Here is a 26480-nt window from a genome sequence, read left to right as displayed (position 1 = left end):
TATGAAAAAAGTTTACTGGTTTTTGGTTAAAATAGCTAGAATATACTGGAAAATTTTCAAGCCAAAAACATATGGGTCTAGAGCAATAATTATATTTGAAGATAAAGAAATTCTTTTGGTTAAAAATGTAGCATCAAAACACTGGTCATTGCCCGGTGGTCACATAAAAAAAAATGAAACACCAGAAGATTGTATTGCAAGAGAGATAAAAGAAGAATTAAGTATATCTGTAAAAGTAGAGTATAAATTAGGAGAGTTTTTATCTAGACAAGAGGGAAAAAAGGATACAGTATATATTTTTGTAGTCAAAGTTTTAGACAAAAGTTTCAAAAAAACCTACGAGCTAGAAGACGCTAAATGGTTTGATATTAGTAATTTACCTGAAAATATTTCTCCTGCTGGAATGAGAAGAATAAAAGAGTGTGTCGAGGGCAGAAGAAATATTATTGGCAAATGGTAGAACACTAAAATGCACCACATTCATAAAACTGAAGCGATTGTTCTCAAGACTAGAAACACCAAAGAGTCTGACAAGCTTGTTTATTTGTTTACCAAAGACTACGGTTTTATGATTGCTCGAGCAATAGGTATAAGAAAGCTTTCCTCTAAACTAAGATATATCCTAGATATAGGTTCTATTCTAAACATAAATCTGGTTCACGGAAAAAGTATGTTTCAACTTACTTCTGCAACAACACTTTTTGACACTGGACTGATTTTCAAAAACAAAGAGAAGAGAATAGTTTACGCAAATCTTCTCGGCATTTTGTATAGACTATATCGTGGAGAAGAAGAGAATACAGCACTTTTCGAAGATGTTTTGGATTCTTTTACTTTTTTTAGAGATACAGAAATGGATTCAGAAAAAATAAAATCTTTTGAAATTTGTTTTGTTGTTAATCTCCTTAGCCAACTTGGTTACTGGGATCTTTCTTCTGGTTTTGTTATAAAGCCATACGTATCAGAATCTCTAGACTATGTCACAAAAAATAGACCAGAACTTGTCGGTAAAATAAACCAAATCCTCAAAGAAACACAGCTATAAACTGTGGTATAATAATTCTCACAATGGAACCACAAGACAATCGAAACAACAGTAAGATCGATGCTCTTTCTGAGAGGCTTTATAGCCTCAAGGATTCTGCTAAAAGGGTCTCTAGATCAACTCTAGCTCCTATAAAAAAGCACGCTCCACGTGTATGGGAAGAAGTGAAGAAAGAAGCCGACGAAGCTCACCCTGTAGGAAAAACTTCCAACATCTTCAAAAAGATATTTTTTGTTGCAGCTGGCTTTCTGGTTGTAGCAATACTTATATTTATATATACATTTTTCTTTGGCAATGCAGCTGTTTCAAATGAAAAAGTAGAGATAAACATAACAGGTTCTACTTATACAAACGGGGGAGAGACTCTACCAATAACAATAGAAGTTATAAATCGAAACCCAACACCACTAGAACTCGTTGATCTAATCCTTTCTTATCCAAAAGGCTCTGTAGACTCTGGAGATCTTGTAAGAGAAAGAGAGACACTTGGTGACATAAAGAGCGGTCAAAGTGTTTCTATAGACAAAGAAGTTGTCTTGTTTGGAGAAATAGGTTCAGCTAGAAATATAACCGCAACACTAGAATATAGATTGGCCGATTCAAACGCTGTTTTTGTAAAAGAAGCAGTTTTTCCAGTTATCATAAACTCGGCGCCAATAGATCTTGTCGCAACTGGCCCAGAAAATGTTGTTTCTGGAGAAAAGTTTATTTTTGACGTCATACTAAAATCAGAATCAGAAGAAGTTTTGAAAAACGCTATGGTTGTAGTTGAGTATCCGTTTGGATTTTCTCTAGAAGAATCTACTCCAGAAGCCAATTTCAGAAACAATGTTTTTCTTCTAGGAGACATACCACCCGGAACTGAAAAGAAGATATCGATAACTGGAAAGATAGAAGGATCAGAAAGTGAAAGTAGGGGTTTCAGGATATACGCAGGAGAACAAGACCCTCGAAACGATACAGAAATAGCAGTTTCTTATAGTTCTTTCTTGTATGCAGTTGACCTTGTAAATCCTTTTGTCGATGCTTCTATAATCTATGGGGGTCAAGAAAAAGACACATACACCGTTTCTCCAAACGAAACTCTGTTCTTGCAACTAAAATGGACAAACAATTCTCCAGTTGCCGTGACAGATGCATCTATAACTGTGTCTCTTGGTGGAAATGCTCTAGACAAAACATCTATCAAAGCAAATAGTGGTTTTTATAACTCAAACACAAACTCTATAACTTGGTCCAAAGACACACTTTCTGAACTTGGATTTTTGGAACCAGGGGAATCTGGAAGTACAACTTTCTCACTCAAGAGTATTCCTCTTTCTCAGACTGCTCTAGAAGATCCACAAATAACCCTAAACACTTCGGTCAAAGGAAACCAACTTTCTATCGGAGAATCTGGCCAAACTATAGATTCAGTTTCGTCTGTTGTTTTCAAGCTAACTTCAGAATTTCAAGTTTCTGGAACATCGCTATATACAGATAGTCCTATATCAAATCAGGGTCCTGTTCCACCTGTTGTTGGAGAACAGACTACATATACAGTTAGGTGGTCAGTTTCAAACTCATCTAATCCTCTCGAGAGTGCTGTGGCAAGAACATTCTTACCATCAAACGTAACTTGGGAAGGAGTGGTTTATCCAAACGGGGAAGACATAACATATAACGAAGCAAACAGAGAAGTTGTTTGGAACATAGGCGACGTACAGCCAAACACAGGATTTGGAGGAACTTCAAAAGACGGATATTTCAAAGTCAGCGTAATCCCATCTTCTTCTCAGGTTGGTTCGTTTATATATCTTACAGACAAAACGTCTTATAGCGGATACGATACATATTCTGGAGCAAGTATTTCTAAGACATGGCCAGAGGTGACAACAAAGCTCGTCTCTGATAGTCTCTATGGAAGTGGCTCCGGCAACGTTACAGAATAATTATTGGTCCCGTACGAAATCCTGCCCGACCACGGGCGGGAGCGGACGACAAGGGGCTTATAAATTGATAAAATTGTATTACAAGAAAAGTTAAATTTAAAAATTGGGCAAATGACATGATGTGTCCGCGTCCGATTTCGTTCGGGATGAAAAAAGAAAAAGATAACAAAAAAATTTATCACGTACGAAATATAGTTTCTGTAAAATATCTTAAATTAGATTGAATTGATTAAAATGAATAATAAAGAAGAAAAAAATAAAAATATTAATATTTCTTTCGGGATGGAAGAAATCGTCTCACTTTGCAAAAGGCGTGGATTTGTATTTCAAGGTTCAGAAATTTACGGGGGACTTTCCGGTACTTATGATTATGGTCCACTTGGAACACTTCTAAAAAACAACATCAAGAATTCTTGGCTTGATAAGTTTGTACACGGGAGAGACGACATGTATCTACTAGATGCAGCAATTTTAATGAATCAAAAAGTTTGGCAGGCGACAGGGCACGTAGATCATTTTTCTGACCCACTTGTTGAGTGTAAAAAATGTAAATCTAGATTTAGATTTGATACATTAGATGGAGTTTCTGTTTCTGGAATTAATTTTAAAATAGATCCAGATGCAACTTGCCCTAAGTGTGGAGCTTTAATTGTAGGTAATATGGATGAGCCATCATTATTTAATATGATGTTTTCTACAAAAGTTGGTGCCGTAGATGATAGTGCAGCGACAACATACTTGAGACCAGAAACTGCTCAGGGAATATTTGTAAACTTCAAAAACGTTGTGGACTCCATGAATCCAAAAATGCCTTTTGGTATAGCTCAGATAGGTAAGGCGTTTAGAAACGAGATAACTCCTAGAGATTTTATATTTAGACTAAGAGAGTTAGAACAAATGGAGATAGAGTATTTTGTAAAACCGGGAGATTGGGAAAGATACTTTGAGTATTGGAAAGACGAGATGACAGAATGGATGGAAGACATAGGTCTCGATATGAAAAAAATTCATGACGAAGAAATAGGAGAACAAGATAGAGCGCACTACTCATCTAGAACAATAGACTTCGAATTTGAATATCCATTTGGTAAAAAAGAGCTTTATGGTCTCGCATATAGGGGAGGCTATGATTTATCTAAACATGCTGAATCTAGCGGACAAAAATTGCAGTATGTAGATCAAAGTGGTGAGTCTTCAGATGTATTTACTCCTCATGTTATAGAGCCAAGCTTTGGTTTGGATAGAACTGTCCTTGCGATACTTCTTTCTGCATACAGAGAAGATGAGATGAATGATGAGAAAAGAGTGTATTTAGCTCTTTCTCCAAAAGTTTCACCTTATGTTTGCGCGGTTTCGCCTCTTTTGAAGAACAAAGAAGAGTTGGTTATGAAGGCAAGAGAAGTTTTCAGAAATATGAAAGACGCGTTTGGTAGGGTTGTTTGGGACGATAATGGAAACATAGGAAAAAGATACAGAAGACAAGATGAAATCGGAACACCGTTTTGTATAACAATAGACTTTGAATCTCTAGAAGATGGTTCAGTTACTCTTCGCGATAGAGATACTGGTGAGCAAGAAAGAGTAAAGATAGAAGATCTAGAAGAAACTATAAACTCAAAAATAAAATAAAAAACCGAGACTATAGTAGTCTCGGCCCCCAAATAAAATCTGATCCAAACATTGCTCCACCCCCAGGTCGTGCAAGTTCTGGAAAAAGATAATTCACCATAAATGTAACTCTCAGAAAGGTTACAAGGTTTTGGTTTTTTCTCGATCTTATTATCAAGAAAAATCCAGGACCCATTCCCATGTATGAATTTGCATGCCACCCCACAAATAAATCTTTATCAAGTGACATGTAGGCATATAGGTCATAAGAGATGACGTCTCCCTCGTTCCAACCTTCAAATTTTACTCGATATTCATCGCTTGAAAAATCAAGCAAGCCGTTTATGTACAAATATGTACGGTTGTCTTGACCTGTTTCAAAAAAAGGTTTATTCCAGTATTTGGCAGCGCCGCAGAGTAGATCAATCCTGACTCCTGCATTTTTCCATTTCAAGCTTCCGCCACCACTTCCTATATATCCTCTTTCTGAAACAGAAACGGATATTTCGGGAGAGAAGACGCCATTTCCGACATAGGTTTTTATACCAAGTCTGTTGGAAGCATATTCGGTTATACCTGCGTCTCCCCAAATAACGAAAGTGGAAGAGTTTTGTGCTTGTGCCAAACCTGTCAGCAAAAACACAGATAATATTATGTTTTTCAATGTGCTAGGGTTTTATTATATCTATTTATCTACCTAATTTATATTTTTGTCAAACATTATTTAAGTTGATTAACTATAGTTTAGTGTGTATAGTTATCATCATGAAAATAATCAAAAAGAAGCTAAAAAATGGTGTAGAGGTGGTACTTTCTCCCATGTTAGATAATCCTACTGTCACTTTTGTTGTTTTGGTCAAAACAGGTTCAAGGAACGAAACAAAACAAAATAGTGGTATTTCTCACTTTTTGGAACATATGTGTTTCAAGGGGACAGAGAAGAGACTCTCTGCACACGATATATCTTCTGAACTGGACGGAATAGGAGCGCAATCAAATGCTTTTACCTCACACGAATACACTGGTTACTATGCAAAGTCTGACAAAAAATACAGCAAGAAGATCTTAGACGTTGTTTCTGATATTTATCTAAACCCAACTCTTCCAGAAAAAGAAATAGAAAAAGAAAAAGGTGTGATCCTGGAAGAGATAAATATGTACGAAGATATGCCACAACAAGTTGCGATAAGGATGTTCTACGAAGTTCTTTATGGCGATACTTCTCTCGGCTGGTCTATACTTGGTCCAAAAGAAAATATCAAAAAGTTCAAAAGAGAAGATTTCTTGAAATATAAAGAAGCAAATTATTTACCAGAAAATACTTCTATTATTGTCGCTGGTAATTTCGACAAGGATCAAGTTTTCTCTGATATAAAAAATCTTTTTGAAAAAATCCCAACTAAAAAAACAAAAAGAAATAAACCTATTATAAAAGATACTCAAACTTCCCCAACTTTGTCTATAAAAGAAAAAAAGACAGATCAAACACATTTTGTTTTAGGTGTCAGAACATTTGAATACGAAAACAAGAAAAACCCAACACTCGAAGTTTTGAGAGCTGTACTCGGTGGTGGCATGTCTTCTAGACTTTTCCAAAAATTGAGAGAAGAAATGGGTGTTTGCTATTACGTCAAAGCCGGTACTGACATAATGACAGATAGAGGGTTTCTAGCTATTTCTTCTGGATCTGATAACAAAAGGGTAAAAAATGTTGTCAGGGTTTGTTTGGATGAGTGTTCTAGATTGGCAGAAGGTGATATAGATGAGAAAGAATTGAAAAAAGCAAAAGCTTATGTGGCAGGGAATCTTTCTATGGGACTTGAGTCTTCAGACGACGTCGCTATGTTTATAGGAGAACAACAAATACTTTCGAAAAGTGGTTTTAAGACCCCCGCAGAAATAAAGAAAGAAATAGAAAAAGTAGAAATCAAAGACGTTGTTACTTTGGCAAAACAAATATTCAAAAAGAAAAATCTAAACCTTTCTGTTGTTGGTCCTTGGAAAGACAAGAAAGACTTTTCAAAAGAACTTTTCTTTAGACACGAAAAATAATCTCGCTTTTAGAAGGCGATCATGATAAAGTTTATAGTATGAAAAGCTCTAGTGGCCCTATAAACTTAAGCTCGAGTACAATAGTCAGATTTTTTCTAGTTGCAGCACTTTTTGTTGGACTTTATATGATACGAGACGTAATTTTAGTACTCCTCACATCTATAGTTATCGCATCTTTCATAGAATCAGCATCCAAAAGCTTTGCCAAAGTCGGAATAAAGAGAACTTTTTCAGTCGTCTTTATTTATCTTGTTTCATTCCTCTTTATATTGGGAGTATTTTATGTTTTTGTACCAGTTCTTATAGGGGAACTTACTTCATTTAGCTCTTTTATAAGAGAGTATTTGCCGTCATCTAGTTTCTTGGGTAATTTCAATACAGGAACTATAAGTGGCGCAAAAGATATCGTTTCGTCTATCTCAAACAACGCTTCTCTTGGAGATGTTATAGGTTCTGCCCAAAACTTCGCAGGGAACTTCTCAAGTGGTCTGTTCCAGACAACAAGTGCTGTATTTGGAGGAATATTCAACTTTGTTCTTATTGTTATTATATCTTTCTACCTTTCTATGCATGAGAACGGTATCGAAAGTTTCTTGAGAGTTATCGCACCAGACAAGCACGAAGCATACATAGTTTCTCTTTGGAAAAGAACAGAAAGAAAGATAGGCCTATGGGTTCAAGGACAAATGCTTCTCGGTGTTATTGTGGGTATGCTTGTTTATCTGGGTCTTACTATTATCGGAGTAGAGTACGCGCTTTTGATCGCTATCATAACAGCACTTTCTGAACTCATTCCTTTTGGAATGATACTCGCTGCAGCGCCTGCTATATTCTTTGCTTATGTTGACGGCGGAATATCTCTTTCTGCTATAGTTTTACTTTTCTACTTTATAATCCAGCAGTTCGAGAACTATCTTCTCCAGCCGCTAATCGTAAAAAGGGTTATAGGAATTTCTCCTCTTGTTGTGATACTATCACTTATCATTGGGGCGAAATTGGCTGGTTTCTGGGGTATAATCCTAGCCATACCAGCTGCGGTGTTCGTCTTTGAGTATCTTTCTGATATAGAGAAAGAAAAAAGCGAAAGAAAGAAGTCTACAGTATGACAGAAAAAAACCTTTTTATCCCGAACCAAATACTCGTCTTTTTGACTCGTATTTTTACGGGACAAGTATAAATACACCCGATATTTATTAGTTTATTTTTATGAAAAAACCTTTTTATATTACAACCACATTACCTTATGTTAATGCAGAGCTTCATATGGGGCATGCTCTAGAATTTGTAAGAGCCGATGTTATAGCAAGATACAAGAAACTTACTGGTTTTGATGTATTTTTCAATTCTGGAACAGACGAACACGGGAGCAAGATTTGGAAAAAAGCAAAAGAAGAAGGCAAGGATGTTCAAGATTTTGTAAATGAAAACGTAGAAAAGTTTTATGAATCTGTAAAACTCTTTGGAGTTTCTGACGATATAAATTTCATAAGAACATCAGATCCACATCACACAAAAGCTGCTCAAGAGTTCTGGAAAAGAGTAAATAGTAACGGTTTTATATACAAAAAAAATTATCAAACAAAATACTGCAGTGGTTGTGAAAGCGAGAAAACAGATTCGGAGCTTTCTGATGGTAAGTGTACAGAACACCCAAATCTAGAAATAGAGTTTATTGACGAAGAAAATTATTTTTTCAAATATAGCGAGTTTTCTTCTAAACTTCTAGATTTTTACAAGCAAAATCCAGATTTTATAATTCCAGAATTTAGATTCAACGAAGTAAAAGCATTTGTCGAAAGGGGACTACAAGATTTTTCTATTTCTAGACTAAAAGAAAAGATGCCTTGGGGTATAGAAGTCCCAGGTGACGAAAATCATGTGATGTATGTGTGGTTCGATGCACTCACAAACTATATTGCCAACGTTGGTTTTCCGGACGACACAGAAAAGTTTGAAAAGTATTGGGTAAACGGAACCCCAACTCAATACTGCGGTAAGGACAATACTCGTTTTCAGGGTGCTATGTGGCAAGCGATGCTTATGGCGGCAGATTTACCAAACTCTAAAAGGATAGTAGTAAACGGACACATAACGGGAGATGGTGGAGTAAAAATGAGTAAATCACTAGGAAACACTGTCGACCCTAAAAAGATAGCAGAAGAATATAGCACTGACGCACTTCGATATTTCTTGATAAAAGAAGTATCTAGTTTCGAAGATTCTCCATTTACCATAGAGAGATTCAAAGACGCTTACAATGCTGGTCTTGCAAATGGATTAGGAAATCTTGCTTCTAGGATACTTACACTTTCTGAGAAATATCTAGAAACTTGCCCCGAAATAACCGAAAACAACTTACCACAAGAATTTTTCGATCATTTAGAGAAATATGAGATACAAAAAGCAAGTGATTTTGTTTGGAAAAAAATACAAGAACTAGATGAAAGGATACAAAAAGATGAACCGTTCAAAGTCGTAAAGGTTGATCTTGATAAAGGGAAACAAATTATATCTGAAATCGTTGTTGATCTATATGTGGTTTCAGAAATGTTGGAGCCACTTCTACCAGAAACAAGCAAATATTTAAAAGAACAGATAAAGTTAAACCAAAAGCCAGAAAAACCCCTATTTTTGAGGGTTTAATAAAGATATAAACTCCTAGGGCACTAAACTTATTGACGCTGCGCTACTTTTGTTATATTCTTCCGGTATTGAAGGTATATTTTATACTTGAGAGGAGATTTATTAATAATATTATTATAAAAATATGAAAAATATTAAACTAATTGGAGTTTTTGCTTTTATTTTCATGATTTTTTCTGTTTTTGCTTTTTCTTTGAAAGGTGCAAATGCGGAAGAGGGACTAAACCCAGCTGTTGTTCCTCAAGAAGAAGAGGAAGAAGACAACTCTCCAAACCCGGCAGAGGGACCATGTTTCGAAAATAATGCACCTGTAATACACATGTTTGGTAGTTCTGAATTAGAAATACCACAAGGGTTTCCATATGAAGATCCTGGCGCAGAGGCAAAAGATAAAGAAGACGGTCAAATAGAAGTAGAAATTCATGGAGAAGAAGTGGATCCAAATACTCCAGGACATTACTTGGTAAAATATGGTGCCAAGGACTCGTGTGGCGAATCTTCAGAAGTTCTAACAAGAAAAGTTATAGTTGTTAGAGTTGATGATGAAGAAGAACAAGATCTAGAAAATACTGCTCCCGTAATAAAACTAAATGGTAGTAAAATTATAAAAATGTTTGTTGGACAAACATTTATAGACCCTTGGTTCAAGGCGGTAGATAAAGAAGATGGATCTCTAGATGATGGAATCTTGGAGTATGTATATGATAACGATGGCATAACAGAAACACCAGAAAGAGGTATATATAGACTAAGATATGGCGTTAGAGATAGTGGTAATCCAACAGACGAAGTTCTTACTGCGAAGGCAAAAAGATTAGTCGTTGTTAAAAACACACAAGAGATTGATAGTGATGAAGATGGTATACCAGATGATCTAGACAACTGTCCTAGTGTTCCAAACGAAGATCAGTTGGATGAAAACGAAAATGATATTGGAGATGCTTGTGAAAATCAAGAACCAACTGACTCTGACGAAGATGGAATAGAGGATTCTAGTGATAACTGTCCTAGTGTTCCAAACGAAGATCAGGCAGATGCTGACAATGACGGCATAGGTGATGCTTGTGACGATACTCCAAATGGAGATAACAACAATAATGAAGAAGGAACAATAACAACAGGCGGTTCATCAGGCTCATCTGGATCAGGTTCTAGTTCTTCTTCAAATGGCGGAGAAGTTCTGGGTGCATTTCTAGATGCATCTAGCGGAGAAGTTCTAGGCGCCTCTTCTTCTTGTGTTGAATACCTAAAATCTTATATGAGATTTGGCAGAGTAAACAGCAAAGAAGAAGTTCTAAAACTACAAGCTTTTCTAAATATATTTGAAGGCGCTGGTCTAAAACTTGACGGTGTTTTTGGACCAAACACAGATGCTGCAGTAAGAAATCTGCAACAAAAGTATGGAGAAGACATCCTTTCTCCTTGGGGAATAGATCAGTCTACTGGTTATGTTTACATAACAACAAAGTGGTTCATCAATAACAAATATTGCCCAGGTCTAGCTAGGCCAAATGTTAACTAAAGTTAGTTAAGTATAAAAATATAAAAGCAAATAACCCCTAAGGGGTTTTTTGCTTTTGTAGAATTCTGTGGTATAATTAAAAGATAATATGAAATTCTGGAGAAAAATAAAAGACACATTTTTACCTCACAAGGGCAATGATCATAAGCCTCTTATTCTGGGTGAAAAGGGTCTTTTTGCAGTTATTGTTGTGGCTGTAATTTTCTCTATTTCTGGGATGCTTGGTAAAGTCGCAATAGAAAAAGGAGCACTTTCTGCACTGGTTCAATCATCTGTACTTGTTGATCTTGCAAACGAAGATAGAGTAGATCAAAATATATCTCCACTTACAATAAATGAATCACTTGTTTTGGCAGCAGAGCTCAAGGCTACTGATATGGCGACAAAAGAGTATTTTGCCCACACATCTCCAGACGGTATCACTCCTTGGTATTGGATAGAACAAACTGGATATGATTTTTCTTATGCTGGAGAAAACTTGGCGGTAGATTTTTCAGAATCCAAAGACGTAAATGAGGCATGGATGAATTCAACTCTTCACAGACAAAATATCCTAAACGAAAAATTTACAGAAATAGGTATTGCAACAGCTTCTGGATATTACAAAGGTAGAAAAACAACTTTTGTAGTTCAGATGTTTGGTACACCGAGAGGTACATCTATTGCGCTGGCTAATTCTACAAAAACAGAAGATATTTTAGTAGAAGAAATTTCCGAGAACGTTAAAGGTGAAGAAATATCTGTAGACCAAAATCTAGAAGTTATATATGATACCCCAACATTTTTGGCAGTAGAAAATATAAGCACAGAAGAGCCAGTAGTATCGATCCAGGATGAAGAAGTTGTAGTTCAAAACGATCTACCAGAAGATGGATATTATTCAACAAAGGTTGATCGATATCTTGCTAGTCCGTCTACAATACTTAGAATAATGTACGGCATATTATTCCTACTTGTTCTAGTTCCTATGCTCCTCATGCTTGTTGTTGAGTTCAAGAAAAAGCACTACAAGCATATGCTTCTCGGTCTCGTAACGCTAGTTGTTATAGCTTTCTTGTTCCAGATTTGCGACAAATATATATTTGATTTACCGATCATAATCTAAAGATGAATTTCAAATATATTGATATACACTCACACTTAAACCTTTCACCGCTCTTAGAAGAAGAAAAGAGCGTTGTTTCGGATATGAGAGAAAAATCTGTAGTGACTATAACTATAGGTACTGGATTAGTTTCTTCAAAACTCGCTTTAGATATTTCAGAAAGGCATAGCGACGTTTGTATTGGTGCATCTATAGGAATGCATCCTACCGACACAAAAGAACCATTTGATTATGAAAAATTTCTAGAACTCGCACAAAATCCAAAGACTCTAGCAATAGGTGAGTGTGGTTTGGATTATTTTAGAAACCAGGACGAAGAAATGAAGAAAATTCAGAAAGAGATTTTCAAAAAACATATAGATATTGCAAAGACAGTAAACAAACCTCTCATGATTCACGCAAGACCAAGCAAGGGAAGCATGGACGCTTATGAAGACGTACTAGATATATTGGAAGAAACTAACCTTTCTCTTGATAATAAAATAAGGGCAAATTTTCACTTTTTTGTAGGAAATAAAGACATTGCAGAAAGGGCACAAAAATCGGGTTTTACTATGAGTTTTGATGGCCCTATTACGTTTTCTGGTGATTACGACGAGGTTATAGAGTTTCTACCTATAGAGTCTATAATGACCGAAACAGATGCCCCATATGCGGCCCCAGCGCCTTATAGAGGCAAGACTTGTATGCCTTGGATGGTAGAAGAGGTCTACAAGTCAATCGCCCGTATAAAGGGCCTAGACGAGGAATTCGTCCGAAATACTCTAAACGAGAACGCAAAGAGGTTTTTTGACATAAAGGCCTAATTCTGTTAGATTGTTTCTGTTCCATCCGATCTCTGACTGACCAGAGATCGCGAGTCAGTTTTTCTGACTATGGTCCGAGTTGGAACTTACAAGTTTTAAAAATTTTTCAAAATGGAAGAAAAAGAAATGAAGGTTTACGAGGTTGCTTTTAACCTTGTTCCAGACATTGGAGAAGAAAACGTTGCCAAAAGTTTTGGTGATATCAAGGCTTCTCTTGAGTCAAAAGGTGCTTCTTTTATATCTGAAGAAATGCCAAAAGAAATAAACCTTGCGTATGAAATGAAAAAAGTTCGAGACAACAAGAACTTTTATTTCAATAAGGCTTATTTTGCTTGGATAAAGTTTGAGATTTCAGCCGATAAAATGGATGAAGTCAAAGAGCTTATGGAGAAAAATATAGATGTTTTGAGATATCTTATCGTTAAGACTGTCAAAGAAAACACTCTAGCTCCAAAGAAATTTACAGAAACAAAAGAGTCTACAAGAAAGAGAAGAGCTCCAAAAGAGGAGTCAGCGCCTATCAACGAAGAAGAAGTTGATGCAAAAATAGACGAACTTCTAGACGAAGGTGATTCTGATGAATCTAAATCAGAAATATAGTACAATTGATTAAAAGTCGCTCAAATTACTCTTAATCAAAAAACCTGTATTTATGAATATAAACAAAGCAATCATCATGGGAAACCTAACAAGGGATCCCGAAATAAAATCACTTCCTTCAGGACTGAAAGTTGCAAGTCTAGCTTTGGCGACAAACAGATCTTATAAGGATCAAGACGGCAACAAAAAAGAATCAGTTGAGTATCACAACGCTGTTGCTTTCGGAAGATTGGCTGAAGTTATCGGTCAATATGCCAAGAAAGGTTCATCTCTCTATATAGAGGGAAGAATACAAACAAGAAGTTGGGATGCCCAAGACGGATCAAAAAGATATAGAACTGAAATAGTTGTAGAAAACTTCCAGTTCGGCCCAAGAGCCGGAGGTGTAGGAATGGGGCAATCAGCACCATCTGCACCAGCAGAAGATAACCAAGATATGGGAAATGACGCAATGGAAGGAATCGATGCTATAGAGTATCCAGAAGAAGATAATAATCTAGAAGATATTCCTTTTTAGTTCCTGAAACAGCATATTATCACCCTTAATTAAATTAATTATCAGAAATGAAACAAGATTTTTTCTCATCAAATAACATAAAGCATGTTGACTACAAGGATGTTGAAATACTAAAAAAGTTTCTAAATCCTAACGGAAGAATCCAAAAGAGAGGAAGAAATGGCCTTTCTTCTAAAAATCAGAGAAAAATAGCTCTTGCTGTAAAAAGAGCTAGATTCATGGGATTACTACCGTTTATCGATAGATCAAACTAATCTTTATAAAACAAAAACCCGAGACATCTCGGGTTTTTGTTTTGTCTAATAAATAGATTTTTCTCTAAAGAAATTTATTATTTGGTCTATATATTCAAATGCCATTTCTGAATCGTGTTTATTGTCTTCGTCTAGTATGAGAGTCGCTTCTATGTTTTTAGAGTCAAGAGTATTTTTTAGGTTTATTGACTGTTGTGGGTCAGAGGTATTGTCTAGAAGTCCATGTATTATTAAAAATGGTACGTCAGAACTATTTATATATTGGGAGACTCTGAGTATATCTGCTTGCGGACAAGAATACGGGTTTTCACAACCAAATAGAGATGAAAAGGCGACATTTGCTTTTGAGGCATCCGGGTTTAGTTCTACTGATCCAAACATGTCTACCACGCCACCAATTCTAGAGCTTATATTGTAAGTGTTAAATCCCGGTTCGTTTGTTATGGTTCCAAAGAGAGAAGATATTATTCCTCCAAACGATGTTCCTCCAGCCAATACATTTTTTGAGGTATCAATTTTGTATTTTGAGGCATTTTTCCATACGTAGTCTGCAGCAGAAAGAGCGTTTCGTATTCTTCCTTCTCCAGAAATAGACAAATCTGATTCTCCATAGTTTGTTGCCACAACAACAAATCCGTAACTCGCTATTTCTTTTGCTATGTCTTCACTGTTTGATTTTGAATTACCATTTCCTCCAGAAAACCACATAACAAGAGGGTAAGATCCTGATTTTGCTGGATAATAAATATCTAATTCTTTTTCAGAGTTGTAATATATATTTTTTTCACTTTTTACATCTAGTCCATCTTCGTAAATTATTTCTATATCTGAAGAGGTTGTGTTTTCTTGTGTTTCTGCGACTGTTTCCGATTGGTTTTCAGGTGTTTTAGTGTCAGTGTCTTTTTTTTGTAATATAACCAAAACTCCAAACAAAATTATAAGTGTTATAAGAATTGTATATATAGATTTTGTTTTAGAAAGCATCTTATTTTTCTCTTTCCACGTATTCTCCAGTTTGAGTGTTTACTACAACTTTTTCTCCAGCTTCTATAAATAGGGGAACCAGTATTGTTGTTCCGTTTTCTAGTGTTACTTGTTTGTTTCCTCCAGTTGCTGTATCTCCTTTTATGTTTGGAGGCGCATCTTTTACCACAAATGTCATTTTGATAGGTAGATCAACTCCGATTATTTGTTCATTATCTCCGTCTCTAAAAATCATAGATTTTACAGTTTCATTCTCTTTTAGAAACTTTGCATTTTGATCCCCGATAACATCTTTCGAGATTTGGAATCTGTTTTTTGGATCATCTGGATCACAGAACCAGTATTCACCCCTGTTTTCGTATATAAACTTTGTCTCTTTCTTTTCGATGTCAGCCTCATCCACAACGTCAGAAGATCTAAATGTTTCGTTTACAGCTCTTCCGTTTACTAGAGACCTCATTTTCACTTGGTTTTGTGGTTTTCTTTGTTGTGTTCTTGCTACGTGCGATTCTAGTACTAGAAACGGCTCACCGTTCCATAGTATTATTTTTCTTTCTTTTATTTCGTTGTAAGCTAATTTTGCCATAATAGTAAATTCAAAAATCTATATTAAACGTTTTTTATCCTAACAAAAAAGATAGTATTTGCAAGAGTGGGGGACTATTTATCCTTTTGCATTTCGTTCCACTTCTTGAGAACTTCTTTCATTATCTCGTCACCGAGTTTTTTGTTTGATTTTAGGAATTGTCTTGTTGCATCATATCCTCTGTCTAGCTTTTGCTCCGCTCCGTCTTTGTCTATGTATGAGTATGAAGCACCACTTTTCTTGATAACACCAGTTTTTTCTCCGAGTGCTAATATTTCTCCTTCTCTAGATATACCTTCTCCGTATATTATGTCGAACTCTGTTTGTTTAAACGGTGCAGCAACCTTGTTTTTTACAACTTTGACTCTGGTTCTTCCTCCTACAACCTCTTCGCCTTTTTTGATTTGGGCTATTCTTCTTATGTCTAGTCTTACAGAAGTGTAGAATTTGAGAGCTTTTCCTCCTGGTGTTGTTTCTGGGTTTCCAAACATAACACCAATCTGCATTCTGATTTGGTTTATAAAGATAACAACAGTTTTACTTCTTGCTACGATAGCAGTTAGTTTTCTTAGGGCTTGAGACATAAGTCTTGCTTGTTTACCGACATGTACTTGTCCCATATCTCCCTCTATTTCATCTTTTGGAGTAAGGGCGGCAACAGAGTCGATAACAACAACATCTATTTTTCCACTCCTTACAAGAGATTCTGTTATTTCTAGTCCTTGTTCTCCTGTATCAGGTTGTGAGATTAGAAGTTCGTCAGTTTTTACACCCAGGTTTTTTGCATAGACAGGATCCATTGCATGTTCTGCGTCGATATAAGCACATACACCACCTTTCTTTTGAGCTTCTGCCACTATGTGTAGGGCAAGAGTTGTTTTTCCAGAAGATTCAGGACCAAATATTTCAATTATTCTTCCTCTTGGCACACCACCGATTCCAAGTGCCATATCTAATCCTATTGAACCAGTTGATATAGATGCTACATCAACTTTGGGAGCATCTCCTAGCTTCATGATTACGCCCTCACCAAACTTTGTCTGAAGGCTTTTTATTGTTTCTTCTATTTGGTTTACTCCGTCTGTTTTTTTGTCTTCAACGACCTTTTTTGTAGCTGTTTTCTTTTTTGCTGGCATATTTTTTAGTACTTATAGATAATAAATTCTTTTTTGGACCTGTTTCCAAACTTGTCTTCTGATTCTAATACTAACATATTGACTCCGTCGTTTAACACTTGAAAAGATCCAAATTCTCCTTCTAGTGTCGTGTTAACTACACGGCCATTTATGTAGAATTCCGAGCTGTGTTTTGCTTGTCCTGACACGTTTATATAGTCTTCATAGAAGCTCTGGCCGTTTTCTATATCGTTTACCTCTATTACGACACCTTTTCTAAAGGCTTTTGTGTTATGAAGTATAAAGACTCCAAAAAGGGTAGTGAAAAACAAGGTTATGATTATTGGGGTATATTTTTCTTTAATTTTTTTAGGCATTTTATTCGTATTCTCCTCTTTCTTCGGACAGGCTCTTTTCTAGAACTTCTCTAGGTTTTGAACCATCTGCTGGTCCGACAACACCTCTTTCTTCTAGGATGTCCATTAGCCTCGCAGCTCTAGAGTAGCCTATTTTTAGTTTTCTTTGTAGGAATGAAGTCGATGCTTTCTGTGAATCTATAACTATTTCTCTAGCTTCTTCATATAGATCATCGTCATCATCGCTTCCGGCTGAGTCAAATATAGTTTTTTCACTAGATACGCTTCCAGAAAACTCTATCTCGTCAGGAAGTTCGTCTTTGAATGCATCTCTTATATAAGAAACAACACTCTTTACTTGATCTTCTGGCACGAAAGGGGATTGGAGCCTAACAGGACTTCCTTCACCAGAGAAATAAAGCATGTCTCCAGAACCGAGTAGTTTTTCTGCTCCAGCTGAGTCTAGAATAGTTCTAGAGTCGACTTGGGTAGGAACTCTAAACGCTAGTCTTGTAGGTACGTTTGCCTTGATTAGTCCCGTTATGACATTTACTTCAGGTCTTTGTGTTGAGAGAACAAGGTGTATACCGACAGCTCTGGACATCTGTGCAAGTCTTACAATGGCTGACTCTAGTTCTCTAGGATATGCCTGCATTATATCAGCCAGCTCATCTATAATTATGACTATATAAGGCATTTGATATATCGCATCATTTCCCTTGTTTTTCTCTTGGATATTTTTTCTATAGGAAGATATATCTCTTACAGAGTATTGTTGGAGTACATCGTATCTTTTTTCCATTTCTTGGGCTGCCCACTTGAGAGCAAGAACACACTTTTTTGCGTCAGTTATTACAGGAGATAGAAGGTGGGGGATATTCTTATATAGGGTAAGTTCAACTCTTTTTGGGTCAACAAGTATCATTTTTAGGTCTTCTGGGCCGTTTTTATAGAGAAGAGAGGTTATAAGGTTGTGTATCATAACGCTCTTACCAGAACCAGTTGTACCAGCAATCAGGGCGTGAGGAGCCTTGGCTAGGTTCATATACGCACCTTTTCCAGAAACACTTCTACCAAGACCTACTGTAAGTGGGTTTGGGTTTTCCAAGAATTCTTTACCCTTTAGAAGTGATCCTAGGCCAACTATGGTTTTACTCTTGTTTGGGATTTCTATACCAACGAGAGATTTACCTGGAATAGGTAACTCCATTCTGATAGGGTGGGCAGCTAGTGCTAGAGCAAGGTCGTTCTGAAGAGCTGCTATTTTAGACAATTTTACTCCTTCGGCTGGTTTTAGGGCGTATTGAGTAACTGTAGGACCAACTGTTATTTCGTCCATTTCTACCTGTATACCAAAGTTTGCCAAGGTTCTTTGTATGATATTTGCATTAGCTTTTATGTCACCAACTCTAGGTTTTCCTTCGTCATCTCCAAGCAGTGACAGTGGTGGCGGTGTATAGTTTCTGGAAACCCTGACTGGTTTTGCTTTGAATTCTTCTTCTTTTTCTTCTACGTCTTCTTCATCTTCTACGTCTTCTTCTTCTACTTCTTCTTCATCTTCTTCTACAATTAGGGCGTTACTATCATCTTCTTCCTCTTCTTCGAAATCATCACCCTTCTTTATATTCATAGAAAAAGAAGAAAATAGTTTTTTGTGTATAGTGCTGAAATCTGGAACCTTATCAAAGAGTAAAAACATAGACATTATTATAAGTCCGCCCATAAATATTATTCCAGCATATACGCCGAGAAGTTTTACAAATGGGTATCCTAGTACTAGTCCTGCATAACCACTGTTTAGAGTACTTTGGTTTGTAGCATATATTATTCCCAGTATTGCCAGAAATATGATGAGAGAATATATGCCGTGAGTTAAGCCAACTCTTTTTTCTTCACCTGTTTCTTTGAACAAAGAAAAGGAGAATAAAAACAATATAAAAGGTAATATATAGTATCCTTTTCCAAATACTCCCAGGAAGAACTTTTGGACAAATTCTCCACTCACTCCTGCACCATCAAAAAACGATAGTAAAACAAATATTCCTAAAATTATACAAGCTGTCCCTAGTACAGCTTTCTTGGTCTTTGGGGAAGCGTTGCCGCTAAAAATAGATCCTCTTTTCTTTCTTTTTTTTCTTGCCATGTGTACCTAATTGTACCAAAAAATATAGAAAAAATATCTTGTGGATTTCTATATTTGGCTATTTTGTTCATATATAAAAATCTTACTATTTTGGTGCGATTAAAAATAATTGTAAAAAGGAAAAAGATGTGTATAATGGACATTACTTATATAAAAGACACTATGGAAAACAGGGGATTATCAAAAATAAAAAACTACCTTTATAAAGGACAAGGCTCTGAAGAAATAAAGGTCAACGAGGAAAAAATCCTTGAAATAAAAAGGGATTTTATGTCCTTTATAGAGAAAAAGACAAATCAGATAAGTACAGCAGTGTATTTAGTGTCCGATATAATGTCCGATAAGAATCCTCTAAAGGACAGCCTACGAGCGGTTGCTATAGACCTTATAAAAGATATATACATACTTCCAACACTTTCTTCTTTTGAGAAATTTTTCCACATAGAGTATGTAGAGGGGCGATTGGCAGAAACTCTATCACTACTACAAATAGCAGTTTACTCTGGAGAGATATCAGAGGAAAATCACGCAATATTAGAGAAAGAAACTCTTTTTTTGAAAGTTGTATTAAAAAGATCTAGACAAGAAAGGTGGCAAGGAGCACTCGCTCAATACAAGGATGACGAGGTAGAAGAGAGGGGAGCGTTCGACTTTGGAAACCTATTTGATGAGAAAAAAGATGGTCCTATCGGACAAAAAAACACAGGAAAAGAAGTGAGTTCTTTAAAGGACATTTCAAAACCTATAAAGGACAATCTAAAGGACATTTCTATAAACGACAAAACAGACAGAAAAAACGCTATTATTTCTATAATAAAAAAGAAGGGAGAAGCCGGTATAAAGGACATTCTTCCTCATATACCAGACTGTAGCGAGAAGACAGTTCAGAGAGACCTCCAGTCACTTGTCCTTAAGGGACTACTTTTGAAAAAGGGTGAAAAAAGGTGGGCAACCTACACTATCAAAGACGACAAAAACTCCTAAAATAGATAAGTCAAAAATAGTTGAAAAATAAGCCCAAATATGCAATAATAGCGGCTGTGTTTGGAGAGCGCGATTTTCGCAGTTTTTCCACACACAAAGACTTTTTGTAGTTTTGATTTTGCCTAAAATCAAACTATAATTAATTTGCGCAGATTTTATGTATTCTTTTTGAATCCATATTGCGCAAAATTTCTGCAAGATATCTTGGGTGATAGGATCCGAGATTTGCAGGGATATGTCGGTATCGGGAGGATCATTGAAATACAAATATAGGTAATCAATCAATTATCTTTTTTGTCTTGCTTTTTGCTTGATAGAGAAGATAACAATTATTATCAATTTGTGCTCTTGATCTAGCCGATAAATATATCCGCCGTGTCGACAAGGCAGATCACAAAAACTCGAAGAGAGTTTTTGTTAAACACAAATTGTTATGATGCTGTGTTCGGTAAAGGAACATAGTGTCTATAACAGCGTGCAGTTTTAGTTTTGTCGAACTAATCATTAACGCACGTATTAAAAACGATAAATTAATTATGACTAATATTAAAAAGTTTGCTTCAATCGTAGCAGTACTTGGTCTAGTTGTATCTTTTGGTGCAGCAAGACAAGCTTCTGCTTTGAGTGACGCTGAATGTGCAGGTGCTTCTGCAGCACTTGTAGCTCTTGGTATCCCAAGCGCAACTGTTGACGCTATATTGTCAGCATCTTGTGGTGGATCATCAAGCATGATGACATACGATTTCGGTACATCAACTCTTTCACAGGGTTCATCTGGAATGTATGTTTCAAACCTTCAATCATTCCTTAATGCTTACGCTGGCGCAGGGCTAGTAGTTGACGGATCATTTGGTCCTGCAACAAAGGCTGCTGTTATGTCATGGCAAGCATCAAGAGGACTTGTGGCTGACGGAGTATTCGGACCAGCTTCTAGAGCTTCTGCTCAATCACAAATGTCTTCATCTACAGGATCAACAGGTTCTACAGGATCAACAGGTACAACTTCATCACTTTCAGGTGGAGCAGGTGCAGTTGACTCATACACACTTCTAGGAGAATACTCTTCTGAAGAAGTAGGAGAAGGTGAGAACGATGTTAAGATCGCGGGATTCGAAGTTGACGTTGACCCAGGTTCAGATCTTGAATTTACTTCAATGAAAGTATGGTTCGAGAACGATGACTCAGGTTCTTCAGAAGACCTAGATGATTACGCAGATGAAGTTTCTATCTGGCTAGGTGGAGATAAAGTTGGTGAAGCTAACGTAGACGATTTCTCAGCAGAAGATTCTGATGGAGACGGATACGATGAGTGGACAAAGACTATATCTCTTGATGGCGCAATAGTAGACGCTGATACAAAAGGTAAGTTCTACGTTGCAATATCTGCTATCTCTAACATTGACTCAGCTGACTATGACTCAGACTCATGGGCAGTTGACGTAACAAATGCTAGATTCAAAGATGCAGAAGGAACAACAATATCAGAAGATCCTACAATCGCAGCAACAGAATTCAACTTTGCTGACTTCGCTACAGCAGCTGATGTCGAGATGAAAGTTACTCTTGACTCAGACAGTCCAGACTCAACAGTTGTAAACGTTGACTCTTCAAGCGATACAGACGGTGTAGAGCTTTTGAGATTCTCAATCGAAGCTGACGGTTCTGATATAGAAATCAAGGATCTTCCAGTTCTTCTTACAGTTACAGGTGCAACAGACGTTGACTTTGTAGCTAACTCACTTCACCTTGAAGTTGACGGAAAAGAATTCTCAGAAACTGTTTCTACATCTACTCCTCTAACAGCAGCAACAGTCACATTTGACAACATCGATATAACTATCGATGACGGAAACACAATGTCATTCGTAGTTCTAGCGGACATCAATGACCTTGACTCTAACTTTGACGAAGGTGATACATTGAAAGCTGAACTTAGATCATTCGAAGTTGACGCTATCGATGCTGATGACGAAGAAGGAAATACTATCTCTGACGCAGATGCTACAGGTACTGCTCTAGGAGACGCTATGTCATTCTACGACACAGGTATCATCGTTACATTTGTATCAGCTTCTACAAACACACTTGTAGATGATGGTGCTGATGACGATACAGGAGAGTTTACAGTAGTATTCAAGGTTGAAGCATTTGACGGTACAGTTTATGTGTCTGACACAGCAGCTGCTACAATCTCAACTTCAATCGCTGAAACATCTCTAACAAACGCTGACGGAATCCTATACTACGTAGAAGATTCAGGTACAGCTACAACAGACGATCTTGCTGATATCCTAACAGAATCAGGAGACGCTGTAGCTAGTGCAAACAGCAACTGGAAGCTTGAAGATGGTCAATCATCTACATTCACATTGTTTGTTACACAAACAAACGATTCTGTAGAAGATGACGGTATCTACCAAATGCTTCTAAAATCAATTGGTTGGAACACAACTGACTCTGCAACAGTGTTCAATGTGTACGACTTTGATCTAGAAGACTACAAGACAAGCCCAATATCTCTAAACTAATCTTAGTCTAGCGATAAAGGAGACGTTAAAAGTCTTTTGCAAAAACACCCCGAAAGGGGTGTTTTTGTTATTTATCTAAAGACCCATATGTGATAGTATGGATTTATGAATTTGTTCAAAAATACGACTGTATATGGGAAGATTTTTTCTATTTTTACTCTGATTTTTCCATTTTTTATAACAACCAAAATAGCCTACGGTTCCGTAAATGCAAAATATTTTGCATTACTTCTACTTACTTCAATCGCATTACTTTTTTTTGCATTTAGAGAGGATAAACAAATAAGAATCCCCAAGATTTCAAAGTACCTTTCTATTTCGATAGTACTTTTTATTTCATCTTTATTTGTTTCAGCAATTTTAGGAGTAGATTTTTCTAGATCTTTTTGGTCTGACATACAAAGAGAAACCGGACTTTTGACAGTTTTAGTTTTGCTTATTCTTTCGTTTGTAAACTCACAAATTTTGACAAAAAATGATTGGTTTAGTTTTTTGAAGTCACTTATAGTTTCTTCTTCTATTTTTTCTTTCTTATATATATTTGGTCAAAATGGATTGTGGATTATAAACAAGAGAGTCGGTTTTCTTAATTTTGCCACAGATGGTATGACTTTTGGTAACTCTACTTTTGCTGGAGCATACCTTGCTTTGACATTTTTTATAACCATAGCGTTTTTTCTAAACAGTAAAATTAAAAAAGAAAAACTGATTTATGGATCTTTGCTTTTTATTCAAGCAATAAGTCCTATTTTTATAAACTACAACACTCTACTTGGTAAAAACGAGTTTACTGGAATATCTTCTATAGTTGGTTCTGCACAAGCATCGGCTGTAGTTGCATATGCTGGACTCGTTTATTTATTTATAAGAGAAGTTATAAAAAGATTTGTTAAAAAAGATAATATAAAGTCTATAACTTTGAAGTCTTTTAGTACGGTTTCTTTGTTGTCTGTATGTATTCTTCTTTCTCTTTTGTTTACTTCAAACTCTTTTGTTCAGAAAAAGTATATAGAGATTTCTACCGCAGCCAGAATTATAATATGGGACTTTTCTTTTGATGCTGTTTTAGAAAAGCCAGTTTTGGGGTGGGGCGGAGACAATTTCGAGGTTCCCTTTACAAAGTATTTTGACAACAGACTTTACTATAAAGAAAACATAGGTGAAGTTTGGTTTGACAGGGCTCACAATATAATCGTCGATACTTTGGTGGCAAACGGATTTTTAGGACTTCTTTTGTATCTTTCTGTTATATTTTTTGCAATATACACACTTAACAAAAACAAAAAAGAAGGAAACATAGATGACAGACTTGCTCATGTTTTGGGACTCGTTTTTGTTGGACATATAATACAACTACAAACATCTTTTGATATGGTTAGTAGCTTGTTCTTGTGGTGGTCTCTTCTAGCCTTTATCTTTTCTGTTGGATCTTTTACAGAAGAGGATAACAAAGAATATGTATTAAAAGACAACAAAAACTATCACAAAATAATAGCTATACCACTTTTTGTTTCTATTTTGGTACTTTTCTTTACAGATATGAGCTGGCAAAGAAGTTTGGTAAAGGTTTTCAATAGTAAAAATTACGAAGAAAGATCAATAAATATAGAAAATGCATTCAAGAGACCTGGTAGTTTCGAGATAAGAAGATTCTTGTACGCAGGATTTGTTAGTGGCATACACAATATTATGTACAAAACTGGTTTGTCTGAAGATCAGCAGGTTATAGCAAAGAAAGAATTAAACCTATATATAGAAGAATATGAAAAACATGTAGAAGAAAGACCAGATGATTATAGAGGAAGAGTAGCGCTTGCTTACTTGTATCAATTCTCAACAATATTGGGAGAAGATAGGTTGGAAGATTCAGAGAATATTTTATTGAACGGTACATTTGAACTCTCTCCTAATAATCCGCTAGCTTACTCTGTCTTGGCTCTTACAAAGCTATATGGTGGAGATATTCCTTCTGCAAAAGAATATTCTACAATGGCACTCGAACTCAACCCAAACATAGAAGTATCACAAAGAATTTACAGTCACATATTGAAGCAAGAGGAAACATTCCCTGAGGTCTCATTCTTGAAACTAGAAAACATATAAAATGAAGGTTCTATACCTTATAACAAAATCAGAACTTGGAGGGGCACAGAGTGTCGTGTTCGAGCTACTTTCGGCGCACAAGGAGAAGGGTGACAACGTGCTTCTCGTTTCGGGACAAGACGGATGGCTTTGTGACAGAGCGAGAGAGTTCGGTTTCGAGGTAGAGATACTTGGCGGCATAAGAAGAACATTTAACCCAATTGTCATACTTTCTGTGATGAGAAGTTTGAGAAAAGTCGCAAAGAAATTTTCTCCAGAAATAGTTTCTTGCCATAGTTCGTTTGCAGGGATAATCGGTAGATTTTCTCTGGGATTAAAATATTCTACTGTTTTTACCGCACATGGAATCGCATTTACTGGCGGGGCACCACTTTGGAGAAAGCCGATAGCGTTCATAATGGAATGGAAAGCATCGTTTTTCTGCAAAAAAATAATAGCCGTCTCTAGAAACGACCAAAAACTACTTCAGAAACTTCCGCTCATAAATCCTGGCAAGGTAGAGCTAATCTACAACGGGGTAGAGGTCCCAAGTTTTGTAGAAAAAACACAAAATGAAATCCCAAAACTTACGTTTGTGGGAAGACTCGCTCTACCAAAAACTCCAGAAAAGGTGATAGAAGCAGTAAGAATACTAGAGAAGAAGTATGAAAGGAGAGTAGAAGTAGAAATAATAGGCGATGGTCCTGACATGGAAGATATCAAAGATCTAGTAGAAGGTATGTCACTTTCTGATCGTGTTTTTCTACTCGGTGCTTTAGATAGAAGATCAGTATTGCAGAAACTCACACAATCGAGCGTTTTTGTTTTGCCGACACTATGGGAAGGATTTCCTATGACTATTCTCGAGGCGATGGCTTCCGGAACTCCAGTCATTGCAAGTGATGTCGGCGGTATAAAAGAAGCCGTTTCTAGTGAAGTCGGCATACTTATACCTAGAAATGCTGACGCTGATGTGTGGGCAGAAGCTATAAATGAGATATTGGATAAGGATTTGAGAGAGATGGGTAACAAGGCAAGAGAGGTTGTAAATAGTAAGTTCTCAAAAGAAATCATGATAAACAAGGTTTTTGAGGTGTACTCGGGAGTGCTATAATTAGCCTATGAACAAAAAGAAAATACTCCTGTTTTCTTTGGTCTATTACCCAGATTTTGTTGGTGGTAAAGAAGGAGAGATATATTTCACAAATAGTCATTATAAGTCATTTAAAAAAATTAAAATTAAAACTAAATATTCTAGTAATAATAATTAATCATGATAATACAAGTTAATTTTGAAAACTCAAAAACTAAAGAAGATGTCTTTTCCATCCTTCAGGAGGCCTTTGATTTTCGCTATACTCCAGGGTCAGAAGTAACAGTAATGCCAAATCTAGACGCTTTTGATGATTGGATGTGGGGTTTATGGGATGATTCTTTTATTGTCAAAAATCAAAATATAAAAAAAATAAAACTTATAATAAATGGTGAACAAAAGTTAAGACAAATATTTGGTTCACATTTTGATTTTTTTGAAGATATTTTAAAAAGAACAAGTCAAGGGGAGGTTAATAATTCTAAAGATTTTGTCTTTGAGTATGAATTTAAAAAATAATATAAAA

25 protein-coding genes are annotated in these 26480 nt (G+C 36.2%); 19 read left to right on the top strand and 6 right to left on the bottom strand.

Going from position 1 to position 26480, the window contains the following annotated elements:
- Window position 1 precedes the first annotated feature (1 nt).
- From H6791_02465 to H6791_02450, 4 genes are all read left to right on the top strand, one after another.
- A complete protein-coding gene (locus tag H6791_02465; protein ID USN94600.1) occupies window positions 2–460 on the top strand; it encodes an NUDIX domain-containing protein in 459 nt (152 codons plus the stop codon).
- Window positions 461–469: 9 nt separating this feature from the next.
- Window positions 470–1045 (top strand): DNA repair protein RecO, encoded by a 576-nt coding sequence (gene recO / locus H6791_02460; protein ID USN94599.1) that lies wholly within the window; start codon window positions 470–472, stop codon window positions 1043–1045.
- A gap of 23 nt (window positions 1046–1068) precedes the next feature.
- Entirely contained in the window at window positions 1069–2976 is a 1908-nt protein-coding gene (locus tag H6791_02455; protein ID USN94598.1) for a hypothetical protein, read from the top strand.
- Between the two features lie 234 nt (window positions 2977–3210).
- Entirely contained in the window at window positions 3211–4605 is a 1395-nt protein-coding gene (locus H6791_02450) for a glycine--tRNA ligase (GenBank protein ID USN94597.1), read from the top strand.
- A gap of 10 nt (window positions 4606–4615) precedes the next feature.
- Here H6791_02450 and H6791_02445 read toward each other — a convergent pair whose 3' ends face one another.
- Window positions 4616–5248 (bottom strand): hypothetical protein, encoded by a 633-nt coding sequence (locus H6791_02445; protein USN94596.1) that lies wholly within the window; start codon window positions 5246–5248, stop codon window positions 4616–4618.
- Between the two features lie 101 nt (window positions 5249–5349).
- On the opposite strand from H6791_02445, the gene H6791_02440 reads away from it, so the two are divergent.
- From H6791_02440 to H6791_02400, 9 genes are all read left to right on the top strand, one after another.
- The gene (locus H6791_02440) at window positions 5350–6636 is read left to right on the top strand and encodes an insulinase family protein (GenBank protein USN94595.1); all 1287 of its coding nucleotides are present in this window, start codon (window positions 5350–5352) and stop codon (window positions 6634–6636) included.
- Window positions 6637–6674: 38 nt separating this feature from the next.
- A complete protein-coding gene (locus H6791_02435; protein ID USN94594.1) occupies window positions 6675–7742 on the top strand; it encodes an AI-2E family transporter in 1068 nt (355 codons plus the stop codon).
- 94 nt (window positions 7743–7836) lie between these two features.
- Window positions 7837–9279: a methionine--tRNA ligase gene (locus H6791_02430; protein ID USN95136.1), complete on the top strand. Its 1443-nt coding sequence runs from the start codon at window positions 7837–7839 to the stop codon at window positions 9277–9279.
- A 124-nt stretch (window positions 9280–9403) separates the two neighbouring features.
- Entirely contained in the window at window positions 9404–10801 is a 1398-nt protein-coding gene (locus H6791_02425) for a DUF5011 domain-containing protein (protein USN94593.1), read from the top strand.
- Between the two features lie 88 nt (window positions 10802–10889).
- Window positions 10890–11906 carry a hypothetical protein gene (locus H6791_02420; protein USN94592.1) on the top strand — a complete coding sequence of 339 codons (1017 nt, stop codon included), beginning with the start codon at window positions 10890–10892 and terminating at the stop codon, window positions 11904–11906.
- Between the two features lie 2 nt (window positions 11907–11908).
- Window positions 11909–12712 (top strand): TatD family hydrolase, encoded by an 804-nt coding sequence (locus H6791_02415; protein USN94591.1) that lies wholly within the window; start codon window positions 11909–11911, stop codon window positions 12710–12712.
- 111 nt (window positions 12713–12823) lie between these two features.
- Window positions 12824–13312, top strand: coding sequence for a 30S ribosomal protein S6 (locus H6791_02410; GenBank protein ID USN94590.1), 489 nt, complete (start codon window positions 12824–12826; stop codon window positions 13310–13312).
- A gap of 52 nt (window positions 13313–13364) precedes the next feature.
- Window positions 13365–13829: a single-stranded DNA-binding protein gene (locus tag H6791_02405; protein ID USN94589.1), complete on the top strand. Its 465-nt coding sequence runs from the start codon at window positions 13365–13367 to the stop codon at window positions 13827–13829.
- A 47-nt stretch (window positions 13830–13876) separates the two neighbouring features.
- Entirely contained in the window at window positions 13877–14083 is a 207-nt protein-coding gene (locus H6791_02400; protein USN94588.1) for a 30S ribosomal protein S18, read from the top strand.
- Between the two features lie 45 nt (window positions 14084–14128).
- Here the strand turns inward: H6791_02400 and H6791_02395 are convergent, their stop codons facing one another.
- The 5 genes from H6791_02395 to H6791_02375 all read right to left on the bottom strand — a co-directional run bounded on the left by H6791_02395 (window position 14129) and on the right by H6791_02375 (window position 19267).
- Window positions 14129–15067, bottom strand: a complete 939-nt coding sequence (locus H6791_02395; GenBank protein USN94587.1) for a prolyl oligopeptidase family serine peptidase — start codon at window positions 15065–15067, stop codon at window positions 14129–14131.
- A gap of 1 nt (window position 15068) precedes the next feature.
- Window positions 15069–15653 carry an elongation factor P gene (locus H6791_02390; protein USN94586.1) on the bottom strand — a complete coding sequence of 195 codons (585 nt, stop codon included), beginning with the start codon at window positions 15651–15653 and terminating at the stop codon, window positions 15069–15071.
- 74 nt (window positions 15654–15727) lie between these two features.
- Complete coding sequence (gene recA, locus H6791_02385; GenBank protein USN94585.1) at window positions 15728–16789, bottom strand: recombinase RecA; 1062 nt, start codon at window positions 16787–16789, stop codon at window positions 15728–15730.
- Between the two features lie 5 nt (window positions 16790–16794).
- Window positions 16795–17145 carry a hypothetical protein gene (locus H6791_02380; GenBank protein USN94584.1) on the bottom strand — a complete coding sequence of 117 codons (351 nt, stop codon included), beginning with the start codon at window positions 17143–17145 and terminating at the stop codon, window positions 16795–16797.
- A 1-nt stretch (window position 17146) separates the two neighbouring features.
- Window positions 17147–19267 carry a DNA translocase FtsK gene (locus H6791_02375; GenBank protein USN94583.1) on the bottom strand — a complete coding sequence of 707 codons (2121 nt, stop codon included), beginning with the start codon at window positions 19265–19267 and terminating at the stop codon, window positions 17147–17149.
- A 162-nt stretch (window positions 19268–19429) separates the two neighbouring features.
- Between H6791_02375 and H6791_02370 the strand changes: the two genes are divergently transcribed.
- The 6 genes from H6791_02370 to H6791_02345 all read left to right on the top strand — a co-directional run bounded on the left by H6791_02370 (window position 19430) and on the right by H6791_02345 (window position 26473).
- On the top strand, window positions 19430–20251 hold the full coding sequence (locus H6791_02370) for a DeoR family transcriptional regulator (protein USN94582.1): 822 nt from the start codon (window positions 19430–19432) through the stop codon (window positions 20249–20251).
- 536 nt (window positions 20252–20787) lie between these two features.
- On the top strand, window positions 20788–22779 hold the full coding sequence (locus H6791_02365; protein ID USN94581.1) for a peptidoglycan-binding protein: 1992 nt from the start codon (window positions 20788–20790) through the stop codon (window positions 22777–22779).
- A gap of 105 nt (window positions 22780–22884) precedes the next feature.
- Window positions 22885–24882 carry an O-antigen ligase family protein gene (locus tag H6791_02360; GenBank protein USN94580.1) on the top strand — a complete coding sequence of 666 codons (1998 nt, stop codon included), beginning with the start codon at window positions 22885–22887 and terminating at the stop codon, window positions 24880–24882.
- A 1-nt stretch (window position 24883) separates the two neighbouring features.
- Window positions 24884–25975: a glycosyltransferase family 4 protein gene (locus H6791_02355; GenBank protein USN94579.1), complete on the top strand. Its 1092-nt coding sequence runs from the start codon at window positions 24884–24886 to the stop codon at window positions 25973–25975.
- A gap of 7 nt (window positions 25976–25982) precedes the next feature.
- Complete coding sequence (locus tag H6791_02350; protein ID USN94578.1) at window positions 25983–26132, top strand: hypothetical protein; 150 nt, start codon at window positions 25983–25985, stop codon at window positions 26130–26132.
- A gap of 2 nt (window positions 26133–26134) precedes the next feature.
- The gene (locus H6791_02345) at window positions 26135–26473 is read left to right on the top strand and encodes a barstar family protein (protein ID USN94577.1); all 339 of its coding nucleotides are present in this window, start codon (window positions 26135–26137) and stop codon (window positions 26471–26473) included.
- The last annotated feature ends 7 nt before the right edge of the window (window positions 26474–26480 follow it).

The organism is Candidatus Nomurabacteria bacterium (assembly GCA_023898605.1).
Lineage (GTDB): Bacteria > Patescibacteriota > Minisyncoccia > Phycocordibacterales > UBA9973 > HK-STAS-PATE-34.
The sequence above is the reverse complement of the archived record's forward strand: the minus strand, read 5'-3'. Positions and strand labels throughout refer to the sequence as shown.